At 60.7% G+C, this 20,543-nt stretch carries 19 protein-coding genes and 1 pseudogene; 11 read left to right on the top strand and 9 right to left on the bottom strand.

The features are described 5' to 3' along the window. The first annotated feature begins 164 nt into the window (after positions 1–164). Together QF010_RS22330 and QF010_RS22325 are read left to right on the top strand one after the other, a co-directional pair. Positions 165–860: a BMP family ABC transporter substrate-binding protein gene (locus tag QF010_RS22330; protein ID WP_429533967.1), complete on the top strand. Its 696-nt coding sequence runs from the start codon at positions 165–167 to the stop codon at positions 858–860. Between the two features lie 271 nt (positions 861–1,131). Next, positions 1,132–2,085 carry an adenosine deaminase gene (locus QF010_RS22325; RefSeq protein WP_429511180.1) on the top strand — a complete coding sequence of 318 codons (954 nt, stop codon included), beginning with the start codon at positions 1,132–1,134 and terminating at the stop codon, positions 2,083–2,085. A gap of 108 nt (positions 2,086–2,193) precedes the next feature. On the opposite strand, the gene QF010_RS22320 is transcribed toward QF010_RS22325, so the two are convergent. From QF010_RS22320 to QF010_RS22310, 3 genes are all read right to left on the bottom strand, one after another. Continuing rightward, positions 2,194–3,576, bottom strand: coding sequence for an MFS transporter (locus tag QF010_RS22320; RefSeq protein WP_033059499.1), 1,383 nt, complete (start codon positions 3,574–3,576; stop codon positions 2,194–2,196). Between the two features lie 127 nt (positions 3,577–3,703). Continuing rightward, positions 3,704–4,438 (bottom strand): ArsR/SmtB family transcription factor, encoded by a 735-nt coding sequence (locus QF010_RS22315; RefSeq protein ID WP_033059501.1) that lies wholly within the window; start codon positions 4,436–4,438, stop codon positions 3,704–3,706. Positions 4,439–4,755: 317 nt separating this feature from the next. Continuing rightward, complete coding sequence (locus tag QF010_RS22310; protein ID WP_033059503.1) at positions 4,756–5,685, bottom strand: LysR family transcriptional regulator; 930 nt, start codon at positions 5,683–5,685, stop codon at positions 4,756–4,758. A gap of 119 nt (positions 5,686–5,804) precedes the next feature. Between QF010_RS22310 and QF010_RS22305 the strand changes: the two genes are divergently transcribed. From QF010_RS22305 to QF010_RS22295, 3 genes are all read left to right on the top strand, one after another. Beyond that, complete coding sequence (locus QF010_RS22305) at positions 5,805–6,098, top strand: putative quinol monooxygenase (RefSeq protein WP_033059505.1); 294 nt, start codon at positions 5,805–5,807, stop codon at positions 6,096–6,098. A 34-nt stretch (positions 6,099–6,132) separates the two neighbouring features. Further along, on the top strand, positions 6,133–7,146 hold the full coding sequence (locus tag QF010_RS22300; RefSeq protein ID WP_033059506.1) for a zinc-binding alcohol dehydrogenase family protein: 1,014 nt from the start codon (positions 6,133–6,135) through the stop codon (positions 7,144–7,146). Positions 7,147–7,297: 151 nt separating this feature from the next. Continuing rightward, positions 7,298–7,471 (top strand): hypothetical protein, encoded by a 174-nt coding sequence (locus tag QF010_RS22295; protein ID WP_197281765.1) that lies wholly within the window; start codon positions 7,298–7,300, stop codon positions 7,469–7,471. A gap of 8 nt (positions 7,472–7,479) precedes the next feature. On the opposite strand, the gene QF010_RS22290 is transcribed toward QF010_RS22295, so the two are convergent. Together QF010_RS22290 and QF010_RS22285 are read right to left on the bottom strand one after the other, a co-directional pair. After that, positions 7,480–8,676: a multidrug effflux MFS transporter gene (locus QF010_RS22290; protein ID WP_429533966.1), complete on the bottom strand. Its 1,197-nt coding sequence runs from the start codon at positions 8,674–8,676 to the stop codon at positions 7,480–7,482. Between the two features lie 94 nt (positions 8,677–8,770). Beyond that, positions 8,771–8,968, bottom strand: a complete 198-nt coding sequence (locus QF010_RS22285) for a heavy-metal-associated domain-containing protein (RefSeq protein ID WP_429511184.1) — start codon at positions 8,966–8,968, stop codon at positions 8,771–8,773. Between the two features lie 147 nt (positions 8,969–9,115). Between QF010_RS22285 and QF010_RS22280 the strand changes: the two genes are divergently transcribed. The 3 genes from QF010_RS22280 (at position 9,116) to cueR (ending at position 12,401) form a co-directional block, all read left to right on the top strand. Next, positions 9,116–9,499, top strand: coding sequence for a hypothetical protein (locus tag QF010_RS22280; protein WP_033059512.1), 384 nt, complete (start codon positions 9,116–9,118; stop codon positions 9,497–9,499). 98 nt (positions 9,500–9,597) lie between these two features. Beyond that, positions 9,598–11,991, top strand: a complete 2,394-nt coding sequence (locus QF010_RS22275; protein ID WP_429511185.1) for a heavy metal translocating P-type ATPase — start codon at positions 9,598–9,600, stop codon at positions 11,989–11,991. After that, complete coding sequence (cueR, locus tag QF010_RS22270) at positions 11,988–12,401, top strand: Cu(I)-responsive transcriptional regulator (protein WP_008156539.1); 414 nt, start codon at positions 11,988–11,990, stop codon at positions 12,399–12,401. Before QF010_RS22275 ends, cueR begins: the two co-directional genes overlap by 4 nt. Here the strand turns inward: cueR and QF010_RS22265 are convergent. Further along, complete coding sequence (locus QF010_RS22265) at positions 12,355–13,569, bottom strand: MFS transporter (RefSeq protein WP_429533965.1); 1,215 nt, start codon at positions 13,567–13,569, stop codon at positions 12,355–12,357. The genes cueR and QF010_RS22265 overlap by 47 nt on opposite strands. A gap of 306 nt (positions 13,570–13,875) precedes the next feature. After that, positions 13,876–14,769, bottom strand: coding sequence for a PA4780 family RIO1-like protein kinase (locus QF010_RS22260; protein WP_033059517.1), 894 nt, complete (start codon positions 14,767–14,769; stop codon positions 13,876–13,878). Positions 14,770–15,227: 458 nt separating this feature from the next. Here QF010_RS22260 and QF010_RS22255 point away from each other — a divergent pair. Both QF010_RS22255 and QF010_RS22250 read left to right on the top strand, forming a co-directional pair. Next, a pseudogene (locus QF010_RS22255) lies at positions 15,228–16,316 on the top strand (cache domain-containing protein); the annotation flags it as partial. Between the two features lie 90 nt (positions 16,317–16,406). Next, a complete protein-coding gene (locus tag QF010_RS22250; RefSeq protein WP_371916927.1) occupies positions 16,407–17,174 on the top strand; it encodes a methyl-accepting chemotaxis protein in 768 nt (255 codons plus the stop codon). Between the two features lie 192 nt (positions 17,175–17,366). On the opposite strand, the gene QF010_RS22245 is transcribed toward QF010_RS22250, so the two are convergent. Further along, positions 17,367–18,158: an AraC family transcriptional regulator gene (locus tag QF010_RS22245; RefSeq protein ID WP_429511187.1), complete on the bottom strand. Its 792-nt coding sequence runs from the start codon at positions 18,156–18,158 to the stop codon at positions 17,367–17,369. 84 nt (positions 18,159–18,242) lie between these two features. Here QF010_RS22245 and QF010_RS22240 point away from each other — a divergent pair, with 84 nt between their 5' ends. Then, positions 18,243–19,271 (top strand): bile acid:sodium symporter family protein, encoded by a 1,029-nt coding sequence (locus tag QF010_RS22240; RefSeq protein WP_429511188.1) that lies wholly within the window; start codon positions 18,243–18,245, stop codon positions 19,269–19,271. Here the strand turns inward: QF010_RS22240 and QF010_RS22235 are convergent. Beyond that, a complete protein-coding gene (locus tag QF010_RS22235) occupies positions 19,258–20,535 on the bottom strand; it encodes an acetyl-CoA C-acetyltransferase (protein WP_033059525.1) in 1,278 nt (425 codons plus the stop codon). The genes QF010_RS22240 and QF010_RS22235 overlap by 14 nt on opposite strands. Positions 20,536–20,543 lie beyond the last annotated feature (8 nt).

The following is a 20,543-nucleotide window of genomic DNA, read 5'->3' as shown; positions in this document are numbered from 1 at the left end:
GCCTATGCACTTTTATCGGCCTCGCTCCCACATGACCTGCACAAATCCTGTAGGAGCGAGCTTGCTCGCGATGGCCGTTACACGGTCTCGAGCCATTTGTTGTCCTGTTGGTCAGCAACTTGCATTGGCCTTGCCAACCTCACAACAACATGGAGTTCCCATTCATGCTCAAACGTCCGTTGACGAAGCTGCTTTGCGCCGTCGCCGCAGCCATCGGTCTGAGCGCAAGCCTGACTGCCAGTGCCGCCGACCCGCTGAAAGTCGGCTTCGTCTACATCGGTCCGATTGGCGACCACGGCGGGACGTATCAGCATGAACAAGGGCGCAAGGCGCTGGCCGAAAAATTCGGTAATCAGATCACCACCAACTATGTGGAGAACGTCGCTGAAGGCGCCGACGCCGAGCGGGTGATCCGCAACAGGGTGTTCCAGCACACCGACAGCCCGGCGCCGATCCAGGCGGCCGAACGTCGCGGCGTGTATGCCGTGGGCTACGCTTCGGACATGGCGTACTTCGGGCCGAAAGCCGTGCTGACGTCCATCGTCAACGACTGGGGGCCGCACTACATTAAGGTGACCCAAAGCGTGCTCGATCACCTGTGGAAATCGCAGGATTACTGGGGCGGGTTGAAGGAAGACACGGTTGAACTGCCGATCAGCGATCTGGTGCCAGCGCCGGTGAGGGCCGAGGCAGAGCAGATCATTGCCGACATCAAAAGCGGTGCTTTTCATCCGTTCACCGGACCGATCAAGGATCAGGCGGACGCCGCGAAAATTGCGGCTGGCGCGACGGCCAGCAATGCGGAACTGGCGTCGATGAACTACTACGTTGAAGGCATGAAGGCGGACATCCCGAAGTAAATCCCGAGCCGAATACAAAACCCTGTGGGAGTGAGCCTGCTCGCGATAGCGGACTATCAGTCAACATGGATGTTGAATGTGACGGCCTCATCGCGAGCAGGCTCACTCCCACAATGAGTTTTCAGCGTTCTTGAGAATTGCCCGTTCTTCGCCGACTACGCCTATCGACGGGAACAGGAAGCGCTGTGATGAACCGGCTGGTCAGGTTTTGCTAATTGTTTCCACGGGCATCTGTAGAATGCTCGCCATCTGCACCTGATGAGAAAAGACTATGTACGACTGGCTGAACGCCCTGCCCAAGGCAGAACTGCACCTGCACCTTGAGGGTTCGCTGGAGCCCGAGTTGCTGTTCGCCCTGGCCGAACGCAACAAGATCGCCCTGCCGTGGAGCGATGTCGAGACCCTGCGCAAGGCCTATGCCTTCAACAACCTGCAAGAGTTTCTCGACCTGTATTACCAGGGCGCCGACGTGTTGCGCACCTCTCAGGATTTCTACGACCTGACCTGGGCCTACCTGTTGCGTTGCAAGGCGCAGAACGTGATTCACACCGAACCGTTCTTCGACCCGCAGACCCACACCGACCGTGGCGTGCCGTTTGAAGTGGTGCTCAACGGCATCGCCGCCGCGTTGAAGGATGGCGAGCAGCAACTGGGCATCACCAGCGGTTTGATCCTGAGCTTCCTGCGTCACTTGAGCGAAGAAGAGGCCGAGAAAACCCTCGACCAGGCGCTGCCGTTCCGTGATGCGTTTGTCGCCGTCGGCCTGGACAGTTCGGAGATGGGTCACCCGCCGAGCAAGTTCCAGCGCGTGTTTGATCGTGCCCGTCACGAAGGCTTCCTGACCGTCGCCCACGCCGGTGAAGAAGGCCCGCCCGAGTACATCTGGGAAGCCCTCGACTTGCTGAAAGTCCAGCGCATCGACCATGGCGTGCGCGCCATCGAAGACGAGCGCTTGATGCAGCGGATCATCGACGAGCAAATCCCGTTGACCGTGTGTCCGTTGTCGAACACCAAGCTCTGCGTGTTCGATCACATGTCTCAGCACAATATTCTCGACATGCTCGAGCGTGGCGTGAAAGTGACCGTGAACTCGGATGACCCGGCGTACTTCGGCGGTTATGTCACCGAGAACTTCGACGCGTTGTACACCCATTTGGGTATGACCCAGGATCAGGCCAAGCGATTGGCGCAGAACAGTTTGGATGCACGGTTGGTGAAACCTTAAGGCCGCCTTCGCGGGCAAGCCTCGCTCCTACAGGTTTTGCATCGTTCTTGAGACCGACGCTGTACCTGTAGGAGCGAGGCTTGCCCGCGAAGAACGATAACGCGGTGATTAATTGATGACCACCGGTTCGCTCAACTCCTCCAATGTCTTGCCCCGGGTCTCCATCCCGAACACCCACACTACCCCCGCCGCAATCGCAAAACACATCGCCCCCAGCGCAAACACCCCGCCCTGCCCGGTCATCGGGAACACCAGCCCGGTCACCATTGGCCCGAGCAACGAACCCACGCGGCCAATCGCCGACGCAAAACCCGAGCCCGTGGCCCGCGCTGATGTCGGGTACAACTCCGGCGTGTAGGTGTAAAGCACCGCCCACATGCCGAACAGGAAAAACTGCATCAGCAACCCCGACGCAATCAACAGGCTGACATTGCCGCCAAACACCGCGCTCTGACCATAAAGAAACGCCATCGCGCCGCCGCCGAGCATCGTCACCACGCACACCGGTTTACGCCCCCAACGCTCCACCAGCCAGGCGGCCATCAGGAAACCGGGAATCCCGCCGAGGGAAATCAGCACCGTGTAATACACCGACTGGGTCACGGCAAAACCCGACTGCTGCAGCAAGGCACTGAGCCAGGACGTCAGGCCATAGAAACCCAGCAAGGCAAAGAACCAGACGCTCCAGATCATCATCGTGCGCTGGCGGTATAGCGGCGACCAGATCTGCCGCAACGCGGAAAAGAAATGGCCCGGCGTACTCGCCACTCTCGGCAGGCGGATTGGCTCAGGCAACTCCGAACGTCCCAGAGAGGTCCGGACCCGATCTTCGATGCGCAGCAAGACCTTGTCTGCCACGTCATGGTGCCCGGCCTGTTCCAGCCAACGCGGTGATTCGGGAATGAAAAAGCGAATCGCCAGGACAAACACCGCCGGCACCGCCAACACCAGGAAGATGTCCCGCCAGCCAATCACTGGCAGCAGGAAGTACGACAGCACGCCGGCGGCGACGAAGCCCAGCGGCCAGAAACCGTCCATCAACGCAATGTAGCGCCCGCGCCGTTTGGCAGGGATCAGCTCCGAGAGCATCGACTGAGCGATGGGAAACTCCATGCCCATGCCGATCCCCAGCAGGATTCGAAACAACGTCAGCGTTTCGACGTTCTGCGCCGTGGAGCACAGATAACTGGCGATCCCCCACAACACGATGCTCCACTGAAACACCGGCTTGCGGCCGAAGCGGTCGGCCAGCATGCCGGACAGCGACGCCCCCACGACCATGCCGAAGAAGCTCGAACTGGCCAGCAACCCGGCCTGCGCCGTGCTCAGGCCAAACTCGGTTTTGATCGAGCCGAGCAAGAAGGTCATCATTGCCAGGTCCATGGAGTCGAAGAAAAACGCCAGGGCAATGATGATGAAAATGATTCGGTGATAACCGCTGATGGGCAGCCGTTCCAGTCGTTCTGCCGCGCTGAAGCCTCGTGTTTCCATGTCACATTCCCCCAATCCGAAAGTCCCCGGACGAGTGTGCGCGATAGCTGCTGGGGGTTACTGCTGGATGCGACCTGTTCGCAGCTCTAAACGACGCCCGAAGCTACGGACGTCGATCTCGATGCGTCTACAACGCCATTTCCAGCTCGGTTTCCTTGGCGAATCGATGGATTTCACGCTGCCCTGCGGCGGTGATCTGCAAGGCTCGCGAATCGTTGGGCAGGCTCAGCCAGCCTGACTGCATGAACAATTGCAGCAACGCCGCCCCCAGAGATCCGCCCATGTGCGGGCGTCTTTCGCTCCAGTCCGGACAAGCGCAGGCAACCCGGTTGTTGCGATGAGCCAGCGCCTGGATGAACACGCCCCGTGTCGCCAATTGCGTGGCGCCCTTGTGGGTGATCATGACCCGCTGATCGAACTGTTCGATCCAGCCTGCATCCAGCAGACGCTGGTAAAGATCGGCGGCAAGGGTGCCGCCCAAATGGTCGTCGCAAAGCCTGGCGCGCAAGAGTGACGAAGGTGCGGCCTGAGGTTTGGCGATGGGTGTCGTGCGCTTGAAAATGTCCGGGATTTCCCGAGGCGTACTGGCCAGGGTGGCGCTGGCCAGTGCCTCTATCGCGGCGCCCACTTCAGGCGCGGCAAGACGGAAGAACCGCTTGCGGCCGCGGACTTCGACTTTCAACAGACCTCCGGCAGACAAACGCCCCAGATGCGCACTGGCCGAAGACGGTGACAGGCCGGCCAACAAGGCCAGCTCTTCGGTTTGCCGTGCCGAGCCGTCCATCAAGGCCCACATCATTGCGCTGCGCTTTGGGTCAGCCAGCAACGTGGCAATCTGGCTGATGCAAGGTGCATGTTCCATGTATTCACTCCCTGTTGAATCGTTTCGTCTACTGCTCAGAGACATCTTGACCAGTAATGTGTCGTCGGCCAAGGCGAGGAAACCGCCATAAACCGGGCAAAGCCGGCCAATCGCACTGGCCATTGCTTCGCAGGTTTCGCAAAGCCACGGCGATTGACCATGGGGCCTGGCTGACTCGGACGTGGACTCGCCATGGCGAGATCGACGGTGCGTACATGAGGCGGGCGCTAGTATATGCGGGTTAACCGCCGGTTCCTGCCCTTGGGAAACCATTGGTGGTGATACTTCCTGAGTGAAATTTCGCTATTTGCCTGCGACTAATGATCGGTGCCCGATAACGTCGGAAATTGACTACTCAACCGGGCGCATCGGCTGGCGAGCATTTCCCGTAAAAGGTTCACCGGCTTACTCAATTGTGCGCGATGGGCGCACAGCAAATTCAGCGGTGCGCGCTCGCAGAGCAGTTCCGGCATGAGCACTTTCAATCGACCGGCCAGCACATCGGCCGCGACATCGAGCCAGGATTTGTAGGCGATCCCGGCGCCCGCCACCGCCCACAGCCGCACGACATCGGCGTCATCGCTGAAACGATCGCCGCTAACGGTCAGGCTGACCTCGCGTTTGCCATCGTGGAAACTCCAATGGTCGTGGACCCGGCTACCGAGCATGAACAGCAGGCAGTTGTGCTGAGCCAGTTGCTCCAGTTGCCGAGGCTCGCCATGCCGGGCCAGGTAACTCGGAGCGGCACACAGGACGCGGCGGTTCTGCGGGGCGATGGGCAGCGCCACCAGACTTGAGTCTTCCGGCTCGCCGTAACGCAGGGCGATGTCCACCGGTTGGCGGAACAGGTCGGCGATGCGGTCGCCCAGCAGCAAACGCACCGTGAGCTTCGGATGCTCTCGCTGAAACTCGTCCAGCCAAGGCAGCAGCAAGTTGCGGCCAAAGTCCGAAGGCGCCGACAGCTGCAAAATCCCGCTGACCTGGTCCTGACCACTGGCCAATAAACGGCGGCCCTCATCGAGATTGCTCAAGGCGGCCCGAGCGTATTCGAGAAACCCCTCGCCTTCAGCGGTCAGCCGCAGGCTACGGGTAGAACGGGCGAGCAATCGGGCGCCGAGCTGCTGTTCGATACGCTTCAACGCTGCACTGGCTACCGCGGCCGACATGTCCATCCCGCGCGCCGCCGCTGACAGACTGCCCAGGTCGGCCGCCCGGACAAACAACTGCAAGTCATCGAAACGCAGCATTGTTTAGCCTCGATTATCAAAAAAATATTGAAAGAGACTGCTCTTTTAGCGGGTTTTATCTTGCAGAGAAATAGCCAATCATCCGTCCCATCGAATTCATCCCGTTGCCGGAGCCGAACATGTCCCAGCCTTTCACCGCTATCGCCACCCTCATCGCCAAACCCGGTCAGCAGGACGCCCTCGAACAGCATTTGCGAGCGCTGCTGGAACCGACCCGCGCCGAGGCCGGTTGCGGTCAATACGACTTGCACCAGGACCTCGCCAATCCTCATGCCTTCTACATGATCGAAAAATGGAGCAGTGACGAAGCCCTGCAGACCCATGACGCCAGCGCGCATATCCAGAACTTCCGCGCCAAGGCTGGCGCCTTTCTCGAACATTTCGACCTCAAGCGCCTGCGCGCCATCGTCTGAATTCTTCCTTCTTTATTACTTTTCAGGAGCCCCAATGAAAGCCATTGCCTACTACGCCTCATTGCCAATCAGCGACGCAAACTCGCTGCAAGACATCGAACTGCCAGAACCGGTTGCCGGCCCGCGCGACCTGTTGGTGGAAGTCAAAGCCATCTCGGTCAACCCGGTGGATACCAAGGTCCGTCAGAACGTCCAGCCTGAAGCGGGCGCGCCGAAAGTGCTGGGCTGGGACGTGGCCGGTGTGGTCAAGGCCGTCGGCAGCGAAGTCTCGCTGTTCAAGGCCGGCGACAAGGTGTTCTACGCCGGCTCCATCGCCCGCGCGGGCGGCAACAGCGAACTGCATGTGGTCGATGAGCGGATCGTCGGCCATATGCCGAAAACCCTCGATTTCGCCGAAGCCGCCGCGCTGCCGCTGACTGCTATCACCGCGTGGGAATTGCTCTTTGAACGCCTGCAAGTGCGTGAAGGCAAAACCGATGAAGGCCAGAGCCTGTTGATCGTCGGTGCCGCTGGCGGTGTGGGGTCGATCCTCACGCAACTGGCCAGCCAGCTCACTGGGCTGAAAGTCATCGGCACCGCTTCCCGCCCGCAAACCCAGAGCTGGGTGCGTGAGCTGGGTGCTGACCTGGTGATCGATCACAGCCAGCCGTTGAGCGAAGAACTCAAACGCGCGGGTGTCGATCAGGTGACCCACGTCGCTAGCCTGACCCAGACCGATCACCACCTGGATCAGTTGATCGAGGCACTGGCGCCGCAAGGCAAACTGGCCCTGATCGATGATCCGAAGGCGCTGGACGTGACCAAGCTCAAGCGCAAGAGCCTGTCGCTGCACTGGGAGTTCATGTACACCCGCTCGCTGTTCGAAACCGCGGACATGATCGAGCAGCACAAACTGCTCAACCGCGTGGCTGATCTGATCGACGCCGGGACGCTGAAGACCACGGTCGGCGAGCATTTCGGGACCATCAACGCGGCGAACCTGCGCCGCGCCCATGAGCTGCTCGAAAGTGGCAAATCCAAGGGCAAGATTGTGCTCGAAGGGTTCTGAAACAAACTGACACAGTTGTCGCCCAGATGGGCGACACCGTCAGTCCGAAGGTTGACCGTTGTCACAATTGCGATCGTATTCGGGTCTACAATCGTGAAGCTCTGTGACGCATTCCTTTAAGTGACATCTTTTACGAGAGGAGAGATCAGCAATGAAGATCCTGATAAAAGAACTGGCAAAATCCCAGTGGCAGGTCCGTCTGGACCAACACGTCGTCACATTCCGCAGCGAAGCCGAAGCTCGCGCTTTCACCCGCACCCTTGAAGCGCGACTGCAAGCCCCTCATCAGATTACTGAACACCAGCAGCAGCGCGCTGCTGGCTGAGTCCATCCTCAGACCTGGGCTTGCGCCAGCGCCCGGGCATTTTGCAAACGCCGGGTGAGCATCGCCACGCTCACCACCAGAACTCCGCACAGGCTGATGACCATGGCCATCGGCATGGCGCTGCCGTCGTGTAAAACACCTACCAGTGCTGCGGCCCCGGCGGCGACGCTGAATTGCAGGCAACCGAGCATCGCCGACGCACTGCCGGCCCGCGCGCCCTGCCCGTTCATCGCGCAGGCCGAGGCGTTCGGAAGGATGCAGCCGAGGCTGGCGATGCAGACAAACAGCGGAATCAGCAACGGCCATAGCTGCGCGGTGTGCAGCGAACTGACGGCCAGCAGCGCCAGACCGGCGCCGACGTAGATCCATACGGTGCGCGACAGCAGAAACGCCGGGCCACGCTTGGCCAGCAGTCGCGCGTTGAGCTGCGCCACCAGAATGAAGCCCGCCGCGTTGGTACCGAACAGCCAACCGAAATGCTCGGGCGGCACGCCATACAGCTTGATGAAGACGAACGGTGAACCGGCGATGTAGGCAAACATCCCGGCGATGGCGATGCCGCCGGTCAAGGCGTGGCCGAGGAACACCGGATCCGACAACAGTCGACCGTACTGACGCAACGCGCCCGACAACGGTTGACGCGGCACATGGGCCGGCAGACTTTCCGGCAACCCGAGCGCCACGGCCAACCCTGCCAGCGCACTGAAACCGGTCAACGCGAGAAAGATCGACTGCCAGCCCGTGGTGTTGACCAACAGCCCGCCCAGCATCGGCGCAAGAATCGGCGCCAGGCCCATCACCAGCATCAGCTGCGAAAAGACCTTCGCCGAACCCACCGCATCGCATTTATCGCTGACAATCGCCCGCGCGATCACCATCCCCGCGCACCCGCCCAACGCCTGAACGAAACGTGCGCCGATCAGCCATTCGAGGTTCGGCGCATAGGCGCAGGCCAAGGAAGCCGCAGTGAACAAGCCGACACCGGTCAGCAAGGGAATGCGGCGCCCAAAGCGATCCGCCACCGGGCCGTAAGCCAGTTGACCGATGGACAAACCGAGGAAATACGCCGCCAGGGTCAGCTGAACGTGTTTTTCATCGGTGGCGAAGGCGAGCGCCATCGCCGGGAAGGCCGGCAGATAGAAATCGATCGCCAGCGGACCGAAGGCGCTCAAGGCGCCAAGAATCAAAATGGAACGGAAATTCATCAGGCATCCAGTTGGACAGGGGGCGGCAGCCCCACAGTCTAGCCGCGCATGGACGCCTTGAACATTCCGTTAGGTCGCTAACTATTAAAAAGCTTCAGGCGACTTTCGCCTTGTAGCCCTCTTCGGTGATCACCGCGATCACCTGATCCGCCGACAAAGCGCTCTCGACGCCGACTTCTTTCGCGGCCAGATCGATATGCACGCTGGCCGCAGGATCCTTGGCTTGCAGCGCCTGGGTGATGGCTTTGACGCAGTGACCACAAGACATACCTTGAACGTTGAACACTTGCATGGGGTGACTCCTTTCGTGAAGTTGTGTGCAGTCTCGAGCTTGCCACCGTGGCAAGGTCAAGTTCTGAACTGCGCTGCCGGGCTGGCAATCGGCGTCTCGCTCGGCCAAGCTGCGTCCATCAATGACTCGACATCAGGAGATTCAGCCATGCGCTGGTCAGCTCTCAGCCTGTTTGGCTTTCTCAGCCTATTGGCCGCGACACCTTCAGTTCAAGCCGCCGGGGAGGACTATGGCGTACTGATCATTTCCCGCGAGCGCCTGGAAGTCGCGACCTCCTGCGAGATCGGCGTGTACATTCACGATCAGCTGTCGGCGCGGTTATTCCAGGAGCAAAGCACCTCGTTCAACCTGCCGCCGGGTAATGTTTCCTTGCGTCTTAAGCTGCTGCCGGGCCAGGCGCCGGGTTGCAACCCGGGCATGCTTGCACCGGGTTCGCAGAACATCACGCTCAAGGCCGGTGATGTGTTGAAGTTCCGGATTGCGATGACGCAGGAAGGGATGTACCTGAAACCCACTGCCCTAGAATATTAATCACCACACCGATCATCTTTTGATCTGAGACATGGCGCTTGACCTTGCCAGCATGGCAAGGTTGATCCTGTAGTCATCTTCTACAGGGAGCGTGACCGATGTCCGAATCCACCACTTTCGATCTGCCGATTGCCGGCATGACCTGTGCCAGTTGCGCCGGGCGTGTCGAGCGTGCCTTGAGCAAAGTCATCGGCGCCTCTGCCGTCAGCGTCAACCTGGCCACCGAACAGGCCCGGGTTCAAGCGCCCAGCGACAGCCTGCCGGCCTTGATGGACGCGGTGCAGCAGGCGGGTTACAGCGTGCCGCAGCAGAGCCTGGAGTTGAGCATCGACGGCATGACCTGCGCCTCCTGCGTTGGCCGAGTCGAGCGAGCGCTGGCCAAGGTACCGGGGGTCAAGAGCGTCAGCGTCAACCTGGCCAATGAACGCGCTCACCTCGAACTGCTCGGCCATATCGATCCGCAAACCTTGATCGCTGCCGTGACCAAGGCTGGCTACAGCGCCAGTGTCTGGGAAGTCGAACACCCGCAAACCGATAATCAACAACAACGCCTGCACCGCGAGCGTTGGGCCTTGATCATGGCGATCGTCCTCGCTGCACCGTTGGTGCTACCGATGTTGCTGCAACCGTTCGGCGTGCACTGGATGCTCCCGGCCTGGGTGCAATTCGCGTTGGCCACGCCGGTGCAATTCATCTTCGGTGCACGCTTTTACGTCGCGGCCTGGAAAGCCGTGCGCGCCGGTGCGGGCAATATGGATTTGCTGGTCGCGTTGGGCACCAGCGCCGGTTATGGCTTAAGTCTTTATGAGTGGGCCACCGCCGCCGGGCGCATGCCGCACCTGTATTTCGAAGCCTCGGCGGTGGTGATTGCCTTGGTGCTGCTGGGCAAATACCTGGAAAGCCGCGCCAAACGCCAGACCGCCAGTGCCATTCGCGCCCTCGAAGCCTTGCGTCCGGAACGGGCGATTCAGGTGATCGACGGCCGCGAGCAAGATGTCGCCATCAGCGCCTTGCGTCTGAATGATCTGGTCATGGTCAAACCTGGCGAACGCTTCCCGGTGGACGGTGAAGTGGTCGAAGGCCAGAGCCACGCCGACGAAGCGTTGATCAGCGGCGAAAGCCTGCCGGTGCCCAAGCAACCCGGCGACAAAGTCACCGGCGGCGCGATCAATGGCGAAGGCCGGTTGCTCGTTCGCACACTGGCCTTGGGTGCGGAAACCGTGCTCGCCCGCATCATCCGCCTGGTCGAAGATGCTCAAGCGGCGAAGGCACCGATCCAGAAGCTGGTGGATAAAGTCAGCCAAGTGTTCGTGCCAACGGTGCTGCTGATTGCGTTGGCCACCTTGATCGGTTGGTGGTTGTACGGCGCGCCGATGGAAACGGCGCTGATCAATGCCGTGGCGGTATTGGTGATCGCTTGCCCGTGCGCCCTGGGGCTGGCCACGCCGACAGCGATCATGGCTGGCACCGGCGTGGCGGCGCGCCACGGGATTCTGATCAAGGACGCCGAAGCGTTGGAGCGAGCCCATGAAGTCAGTGCGGTGGTGTTCGACAAGACTGGCACGCTGACGTCGGGTACGCCGCGCATCGCTCATTTGAGCGCAATCAACCATGACGAAGCGGCCCTGCTGCAAATGGCCGGCGCCCTGCAGCGCGGCAGCGAACACCCACTGGCCAAGGCAGTTCTGGACGCTTGCGCCGAACGCGGCTTGACCGTGGCCGATGTCACCGACAGCCAGTCCCTGACCGGCCGTGGCATCGCGGGCACTCTGGACGGTCGTCGATTGGCGCTGGGCAATCGTCGTCTGTTGGAAGAGAGCGGCTTGAGCGCCGGAGAATGGGCTGAGTCTGCTGCCGCGTGGGAAACCGAAGGCCGGACCCTGTCCTGGCTGATCGAGCAAAGCTCCGAACCTCGGGTGCTGGGACTCTTCGCTTTCGGCGACACCCTCAAACCCGGCGCGTTGCAAGCTGTGCAACAACTCAGCGCACGCAACATCAGCAGCCACCTGCTGACCGGCGACAATCGCGGCAGCGCCAAGGTGGTTGCCGAGGCGCTGGGCATCAAGGATGTCCACGCCGAAGTACTGCCGGCGGACAAAGCTGCCACCGTCGCCGAACTGAAAAAAACCGGCGTGGTAGCGATGGTCGGCGACGGCATCAACGATGCACCCGCCCTGGCCGCCGCCGACATCGGCATCGCCATGGGCGGTGGCACCGACGTTGCGATGCACGCGGCCGGGATCACCCTGATGCGCGGCGACCCACGGCTGGTGCCGGCAGCGCTGGAGATCAGCCGCAAGACCTACGCGAAGATTCGTCAGAACCTGTTCTGGGCCTTCGTCTACAACCTGATCGGCATTCCGCTGGCAGCGTTCGGTTTCCTCAACCCGGTGCTGGCCGGTGCGGCCATGGCGTTGTCGAGCGTCAGCGTGGTGAGTAATGCGCTACTGTTGAAAACCTGGAAACCCAAGGATCTGGAGGACAACCGATGAACATCGGCCAAGCGGCCCGCCAAAGCGGCCTGAGCGCGAAGATGATTCGTTATTACGAATCCATCGGCTTGCTCAAGGCCGCCCATCGTACCGACAGCGGCTATCGGGTTTACGGCGACGACGACCTGCACACCCTGGCGTTCATCAAGCGCTCCCGGGACCTGGGGTTCTCACTGGAAGAGGTCGGCAAACTGCTGACCCTCTGGCAGGACCGCCAACGAGCCAGCGCCGACGTGAAGGCCCTGGCCCGTCAGCACATCGACGAGCTGAACCAGAAAATCCGCGAACTCGGCCAACTGCGCGACACCCTGCAGGACCTGGTCGAACACTGCCACGGTGATCACCGTCCCGACTGCCCGATCCTCAAGAACCTGGAGTCGGGCTGTTGCGCACAACCCGCTCGCCCCTGATTGCCAGCCCTTTCACCACCAACAAGGTGGTGAGGGGAATGCCGTGGAACAACAGCACCACGGCACCCGGCGTCCACCACGAATAGAACGGCGCGGCGATCAACATGCCGACGCCGAACCCGGTCATTTGCAGTAGCGTCAAGAAGCTGAAAATCGGCAGGCGCAGGCTGTCCGGTTCACGCTGCAGGCGCGACATCAGGCCGACCTCAGAGAAACCGTCGCCCAACCCCGCCGGCAACGAGAACAACAGCAAACCGTATAGCGTTTGCTGCTGAAACATCAGGATGAAGCCGCAGGACATCAGCAACACCCCAAAGAAAAATCGCCGCTCCAGGTTCACGTTGTCCGAACCCTTCAGCCGGCTGGCGATGCGCGCGCCAATGAGTTTTCCGCTGGCCCAGACCGCCAACATCAGGCCCAGCGTGGTGCTGGCCGACTCGGGCGTCAGCAGTCTGGAAATGATTGGGAACCCCACGTTGTGCGCGGCACTGCCAAGGGTGTCGGCCATCGCGACCGCGAGCATCGCGGCCACCACAGGTGTACTGCGCAGGCCCTGAAGCAGGGCCGCCCATTCACCACGTTTGTGGGTGGGTTCATCACTGGGTGCTGGTTGTGAAAAGCGCAGCGGCACGATGAACAACGCTGCCAACAGATAAGTGACCACGTTCAGCGCAAACACTGTTTCAAAGCCGAATGCTGCCACCAATAGCCCCGACACCAGACTTCCGCCGACCATGGCCGCCGACGACGCCGATGTGATCCAGGCGTTGGTCTTGAGCAGGTGATCGCTTTCGATCAAGTGCGGCAATTGGCTGTTTAGGCCGATGGCGAACATCGAGTTGCCAAATCCCAGACCGAAAGCGATCACCGGTAACAGCAGCATCTGCTGGCCGACAGGTAGCACCAGCAGCAGGCCCAGCAGCCCGGCGCGCAACAGGTCGAAGGCAATCAGCGGCAGGCGCCCGACCCAGCGGCGATAAAACGTCGTACCGATGAGGCTGGCGAAAATCCCACCGGCCACGCGGCTGGCGAGGAAGATGCCGACGCTCATGGCGCTGTTGCTGAGCAGGTAGACGTAGGTGGCCAGGGCGACCATGTTGAGGAAGGCGCCGAAGTCTGAGATCAGACGGGCGGAGATGATCAGTTGGGCGTTGCGGGTGGAGTTCACATTCAGTCCTTGAGTGTGGTTTTGAGCGGTGGACGGTAGACGGATTTGGGGTGGATCTGAAAGCTCCCCCCCTCACCCTAACCCTCTCCCCGAGGGGCGAGGGGACTGACCGAGGTGTTCTTGGAGCTACATCGACCTGAGATTCCGAGTCGAACTCAGGCTTTGAAAAACTTGAAGATCGGCTCCCTTTCCCCCTCTCCCCCGTGGGGAGAGGGCTGGGGTGAGGGGTCGATCCATCTGACACCACACAATAGCCCCTACCACCCATAAAAAACCCGGCCAACAGCCGGGTTTTTCGTTAACCAATCACTGCATCCAGGGCGGAGGCGGCTCTTCGGTTTTGCCTGGTGGCGCATCATCTGCCGCGCGCACCGCTTGCTTGCGCTCTTCATCAAGGCGTGCCGCCTCGATCTCGCGCATGATCCCCCCAACATCGGCCAACTCTTCCGGCTCGTCGAACTCGCCGGTCAAGAGGCTGGCCGGGTGCAAGGTGCCGGCTTCGAACAGGGCCCACATTTCCTTGGCGTACTTGGTCTTTTTCAACTCCGGCGCAAACCGCCCGAAGTAGGACGCCATGTTGCCCACATCCCGCTCCAGCATGCTGAACGCGTGGTTGTTGCCCGCTGCGTCGACCGCTTGCGGCAGATCGATGATCACCGGGCCGGTCGGGGTCAGCAATACGTTGAACTCCGACAGGTCACCGTGCACCAGACCGGTACACAACATCAGCACGATCTGCGAAATCAGGAACGCGTGATACTCGCGCGCCTGATCCGGTTCCAGCACCACGTCGTTCAGACGCGGCGCGGCATCGCCGTACTCATCGGCCACCAGTTCCATCAACAGCACGCCTTCAAGGAAGTCGTAAGGCTGAGGGACCCGAACGCCAGCACCGGCCAGACGGAACAATGCCGCCACTTCGGCATTCTGCCAGGCGTCTTCGGTTTCTTTCTTGCCGAACTTGGAGCCCTTGGCCATCGCACGAGCCTGACGGCTGTTGCGCACCTTGCGGCCTTCCTGATACTCGGCCGCCTGACGGAAACTGCGTTTATTCGCCTCCTTGTAGACCTTCGCGCAACGTAACTCGTTGCCGCAGCGCACCACATAAACAGCTGCTTCTTTACCACTCATGAGTGGGCGCAGCACCTCGTCGACCAGACCGTCCTCGATCAGGGGTTCAATGCGTTTTGGAGTCTTCATCAGCTTTTATTGGGGGTCCTTTATTACCAAACACGCGAAAGTCATTCCTTATACGGCAATCCACTCATTCGGGGGAGGGGTTGCCGACCTATGAACGTTCCTGTGACCGTCAACAAGCACACAATGTGCCGGTTTAATCGGTCACAACCGCCGGTCGTCATCGGCCGCCACAGATCATAGCTGACCCTGCGTCACTTGTTGCTGAAGGGCTAAGCGGGTATTTGCGACAGAGGCTGACATCCCGATTCATACCCTTCGTAGGATTTTTCTTAATAGGCCTCAATTTCCGCCTCGATCAGCCGAAGTCATCAGAGACAAAGTGATTTGTCCGACAATCGTTTCGGCAATAACAACGATGGCGCACTCACGGAACCGGGTCGATCAACAACGTTTACGGCTGCCAATAATCCGCGAGTCATCTGCACTGCGTGGGCCTACAAGAAAAATCTGGAGCGCGGATGAACATCAAACAGAAGTTGACCTGGGCGTTTGCAATCATCGCCTGCTTGCCGGTGGTGCTGGTCGCTACCCTGGTTGTGCTGAACTTGCGCAGTGATGCCAAGGACAGCTTCGTTGACGGCAGTGGCCGCGAAATTCGTCAGGTCAGCAACGCCATGCAACTGTTCTTTGACGGCATCAGCCAGAACGTGGATTACCTGGCGACCCAACCGCTGATCAAGAACTCCGACGACAGCCTCAAGACCTACATGAGCGCCAACGCCGAGAGCATTCCCCAAGGCGAGATGGACAAGAAGGTTTTCGGCCTCCTTCAGGACCTGGGTAACAGTCACCCGTCCTACGCCTATGCCATCCTCGGCACCGCGGCGGGCGGTTATGTGTCCTGGCCGGACGATGCGAAGCTGAGCAATTACGACCCGCGCCAGCGCCCCTGGTACAAGGCTGCCCAGGCCAAACCGGGCAAACCGTTGCGCACCGAGGCCTATTACTGGGCCCAGGACGACGCGACGTACGTCAGTACCGTGCGCACCATCGACAACAAATTGGGCACCAATGGCGGCGTGGTCAGCATCGACGTGACGCTCAAGCAGCTCACCGAAATCGTCAAACAGATCAAGCTCGGTGAAACCGGTTACCTGATGCTGCTGGAAAACACCGGCACCGTGCTGGTCGATCCGAAGCAACCGGAACACAACTTCAAACCCTTGAGCAGCCTCGGCGAGGGCTACGCGCAACTCGGCAAGGCCGGCAAAGGGCTGGTGGAAGTCGAGCTGAACGGCGAGCGCTACATGGCCAACGTCTGGCCGTCGGAGCAACTGGGCTGGACCTTTATCGGCCTGATCAAGCAAACCGACGTGATGAGTTCGGCCACCCAGCTGACCTGGCTGATCGCGATCATCGCCGCCGTGCTGGCCGTGTTCTTCGCCATCGTCGGCGCCAGTTTCGCCAGCCTTATCGTGCGACCGATCCGCAGCGTGGCCAGCGGTCTGGAAGGCATCGCCCAAGGTGAAGGCGACCTGACCAAGAACCTGCAAATCCGTGGCAGCGATGAAACCGCGCAACTGGCCAACTGGTTCAATCAGTTCCTGGCAGCGATTCGCAACCTGATCCAGAGCATTGGCGGCGCCGCGACCAAGATCCTCGCCACCTCCAAGAGTTCGACCCAGGTCTCCAGCGACATGGCCGAAGCGGCCGGGCGTCAGCGTGAAGCGGTGGACATGGTTTCCACGGCGTTCCACGAAATGGTCGCCACCGCCAACGAAGTCGCGCGCTCTTGCAGCCAGGCGGCGGAATCGGCCGACAGCGGCCAGCGCCAGGCGCGTGAAGGTCAGCAGCAGATTGATGCGGCCGTGACCAGCGTTGACCGCTTGAGCCAGGAAATCGAGCAGTCGGCCCAGTCGATGCAACAGCTTGAGCGCGACAGCAACGACATTCAGTCAATCCTCGGGACCATTCGCTCGATTGCCGAACAGACCAACCTGCTGGCACTGAACGCGGCCATCGAAGCGGCGCGGGCCGGTGAACAGGGTCGTGGGTTTGCGGTGGTGGCCGATGAAGTTCGGGCGCTGGCCAAGCGGACTGCCGATTCCACGGCGGAAATTGATGGATTGCTGGGCAACCTCGCCAAACGTACGAGCCAAGTAACCCAGCAGATGCATGCGAGCCTGGAAGTGTCCCAGCAATCGGTGACGCGGATCGGTGAAGCACGCAGCAGCTTCGGGCTGATTCGCGAATCGGTGGACGTGATCCGCGACATGAACACCCAGATCGCTACCGCGGCGGAAGAACAGCATCAGGTGGCGGAAGACATCAATCGGCACATCAGCCAGATTCATGGTGATGCGCAGTTGGTGGCGGAACTGGCGAACTCGGCGCGGCTGGATTCGCAGAGTCTGGCGGGGCTGTCGAATGAGCTGGATGGGTTGGTTCGGCGGTTCAGGACTTGAGATTGGGGAGGGCTTGAGATCCACCCCTCACCCTAACCCTCTCCCCAGGGGGTAAAGGGGACTGACCGAGTTGCTCTTGGAGCTACATCGACCTGAGAAATCGAGTCGAACTCAGGATTTGAAGAACATGAAGATCGGCTCCCTTTCCCCCCTCTCCCCCGTGGGGAGAGGGCTGGGGTGAGGGGCTGGCTCTCACTGCCGAAACAATTCTCCCGGGGTAAACCCAAACAACCCCTTAAACGCCGCAATAAACGCCGAAGTCGAGTCATACCCGCAAGACAGCGCGGCATTTGTCACGCTGTCCCCCTCCTCCAGCAAACTCAACGACGAGAGCAACCGCATCCGCTGACGCCACCCTCGAAAGCTCAACCCGGTTTCCCGCTGGAACAACCGCATTAAGGTCTTCTCCGACATCCCCAACCGCTCAGCCCACGCCTGCAACGTCACATTGCGCTCAGGGCTTTCGATCAGCTCGTTGCACAATCCCAGCAACCGTTCATGGCGCGGTAACGGTAGCGAGAAGCCGACCTCCGGCAAATGCGCTAACTGGTCCAGCAGCACACTCACCAGCCGCGCTTCCTGGCTGTCGCCCTGTGGATATTCAACCGGCAGCAAACAAAAACTCTTGATCAACTCGCGGGCCAACGGCGTCACTTCCAGCACCCGGCAACGCCCGTCCGCCCATTCACAATCCTCACGGCGCACATAGAGGCTGCGCATTTCGGCGCGCATCGAAGTCACCACCTGGTGTTCGAGATCCGCCGGAATCCAGATGCCCCACTGCGGCGGGGCAAAGAAACTGCCTTCGGCGGTGTGCACGCCGAGAACGCCGCTGATCGCGTAGGAAAACTGCACCCAATCGTGTCGATGCGGCGGCGTCCATGAGCCGGCGTTGAGGCTTTCCGCACGGGCATACAGCGGACGCGGCAACGCCTTCAGCGTTGGAATCGTCCGTTCGAGGGAAAGTTGTCCGTTAGTCGGCATTGATTGGCCTTATGTCGCAAGACGGCTGATGGGGCCGACGTTAGGCTAAGTCACCAATTCTTACAAATGTATTCGGTGCCTGTTATGCATGCCTTCAAACACCTCAAACGCGTGGTCACTGACTGGTTCTTGTGCGGCATGTTGATCGCCACGCTGCTGGCGTATTTCTTCCCGACCTTCGGTGCTACCGGCGGCGGAATGCACGCTGAATACGTGATCAACATCGGCGTGTTCCTGGTGTTCTTTCTGCACGGGGTCAACCTGTCCAGCGAGCAGATCACCCGCGGTCTGAAAAACTGGAAGCTGCACGTGATGGTTCAGGGGTTCACCTTTGCGGTGTTTCCGCTGATCTGGCTGCTCAGTGACAAGCTGTTGGGTTCGCACATTCCGTCGCTGCTGATGCTGGGCTTCCTGTACCTCTGCGCTTTGCCCTCGACCATATCCTCGTCTGTGGCCCTGACCGGCAGCGCGGGCGGCAACGTACCGGCGGCGATTCTCAACGCGAGCCTGTCCAGCGTGCTGGGGATTTTCCTGACGCCGTTGCTGGTGAGTTTCGTGGTCGGCAGCGGCGCGGGCGGTATCGATCTGGGCGCAACCCTGCTCGACCTCTGCGCCATGTTGCTGTTGCCGCTGGTGCTCGGCCAATTGGTTCGGCCGTTCCTCGGCAAGTTCTTCGCCCGCCACAAGCGCTACACCAACATCGTCGACAAGCTGGTGATTCTGTTGCTGGTCTATGCAGCATTCTGCAATTCGATGGTCTCGGGGATGTGGCAAAAACAGGGCAACAGCGTGATCCTCACGGCACTGATCGGCAGTGCGATCCTGCTGGCGATCATCCTGTGGATGACCACCCGCACCGCTCGCGCCTTGAAATTCAGCCCGGCCGATGAAATCGCCGCGGTGTTTTGCGCCAGCAAGAAATCCCTGGCCGCCGGTGCGCCAATGGCGGCGCTGATCTTCGGCGCCAACCCGGGGCTCGGGCTGATCCTGCTGCCGATCATGATTTACCACCCGTTGCAGCTGATCGTCTGCTCGGTCATGGCCGAGAGTTACGCCAACCGCAACCGGCAACTGGCCCAACAACAAAGCACCCCGGCCCTCAGCGCTCGATAATCACTGTCACCCCCTGGCCACCGGCGGCGCAGATCGAGATCAAGCCTCGACCTTTACCCGCCGCATCCAGCAACTTCGCCAGGTTCGCGACGATGCGTGCGCCAGTCGCGGCAAACGGATGCCCCGCCGCCAGTGAACTGCCTTTGACGTTGAGGCGGCTGCGGTCGATGGAGCCCAGTGGCGCATCGAGACCGAGGCGGGTTTTGCAAAATTCCGGATCCTCCCACGCCTTCAGCGTGCAGAGCACCTGCGCGGCGAAGGCTTCGTGTATTTCGTAGTAATCGAAGTCCTGCAAGGTCAGGCCGTTGCGCGCCAGTAAACGCGGCACGGCATACACCGGCGCCATCAACAGCCCTTCCGCGCCGTTGACGAAATCCACCGCCGCCACCTCGCCATCGCGCAAATACGCGAGGATCGGCAGGCCACGTTCCTTGGCCCATTCTTCACTGCCCATCAGCACCAGCGATGCGCCATCGGTGAGCGGCGTCGAGTTACCCGGCGTCAGGGTGCCTTTGGCGCTTTTCTCGAACGCCGGTTTGAGTGAGGCGAGTTTTTCCAGGGTCAGGTCCGGGCGCAGGTTGTTGTCGCGGGTCAGACCGAGGAACGGCGTCATCAAATCGTTGTGCCAGCCTTCGGTGTAGGACGCGGCCATTTTCTGGTGACTTTCCCAGGCCAGTTGGTCCTGTTCGTCGCGCGCAATGTTCCAGGCCTGGGCCATCAACTCGCAGTGCTCACCCATCGACAGGCCAGTGCGTGGCTCGTTGATGGTTGGCAGATCCGGGATCAGGTGACGGGGGCGCAGTTGCAGGAAGGCTTTCAGTTTGTCGGCAGTGGTTTTGGCGCGGTTGGCCTGCAGGAGGATTTTGCGCAGGCCTTCGTTGACGCCGATCGGCACGTCGGAGGCGGTGTCGACGCCGCCGGCGATTGCGGACTCGATCTGGCCCAGCGCGATTTTATTCGCCGCCAGCAACGTCGCTTCCAGACCGGTGCCGCACGCCTGCTGAATGTCGTAGGCCGGGGTGGTTGGCGCCAGCCGCGAGCCGAGTACACATTCGCGGGTCAGGCTCATATCCCGGGAGTGCTTGGCCACCGCCCCCGCCGCCACTTCGCCCAGGCGCAAACCGTGCAGGTTGTAGCGTTCTATCAGGCCTTCGAGCGCGGCGGTGAGCATCGCCTTATTACTGGCGGTGGTGTACGGCCCGTTGGAACGGGCGAAGGGGATACGGTTACCACCAATAATCGCAACGCGGCGCAGCTGAGTCATGAAAAGCT

The organism is Pseudomonas silensiensis (assembly GCF_050434865.1).
In the GTDB taxonomy this organism is placed as follows: domain Bacteria; phylum Pseudomonadota; class Gammaproteobacteria; order Pseudomonadales; family Pseudomonadaceae; genus Aquipseudomonas; species Aquipseudomonas fluorescens_W.
Note: the sequence above shows the minus strand (reverse complement) of the source record. Positions and strands in the feature narration are given on the sequence as shown.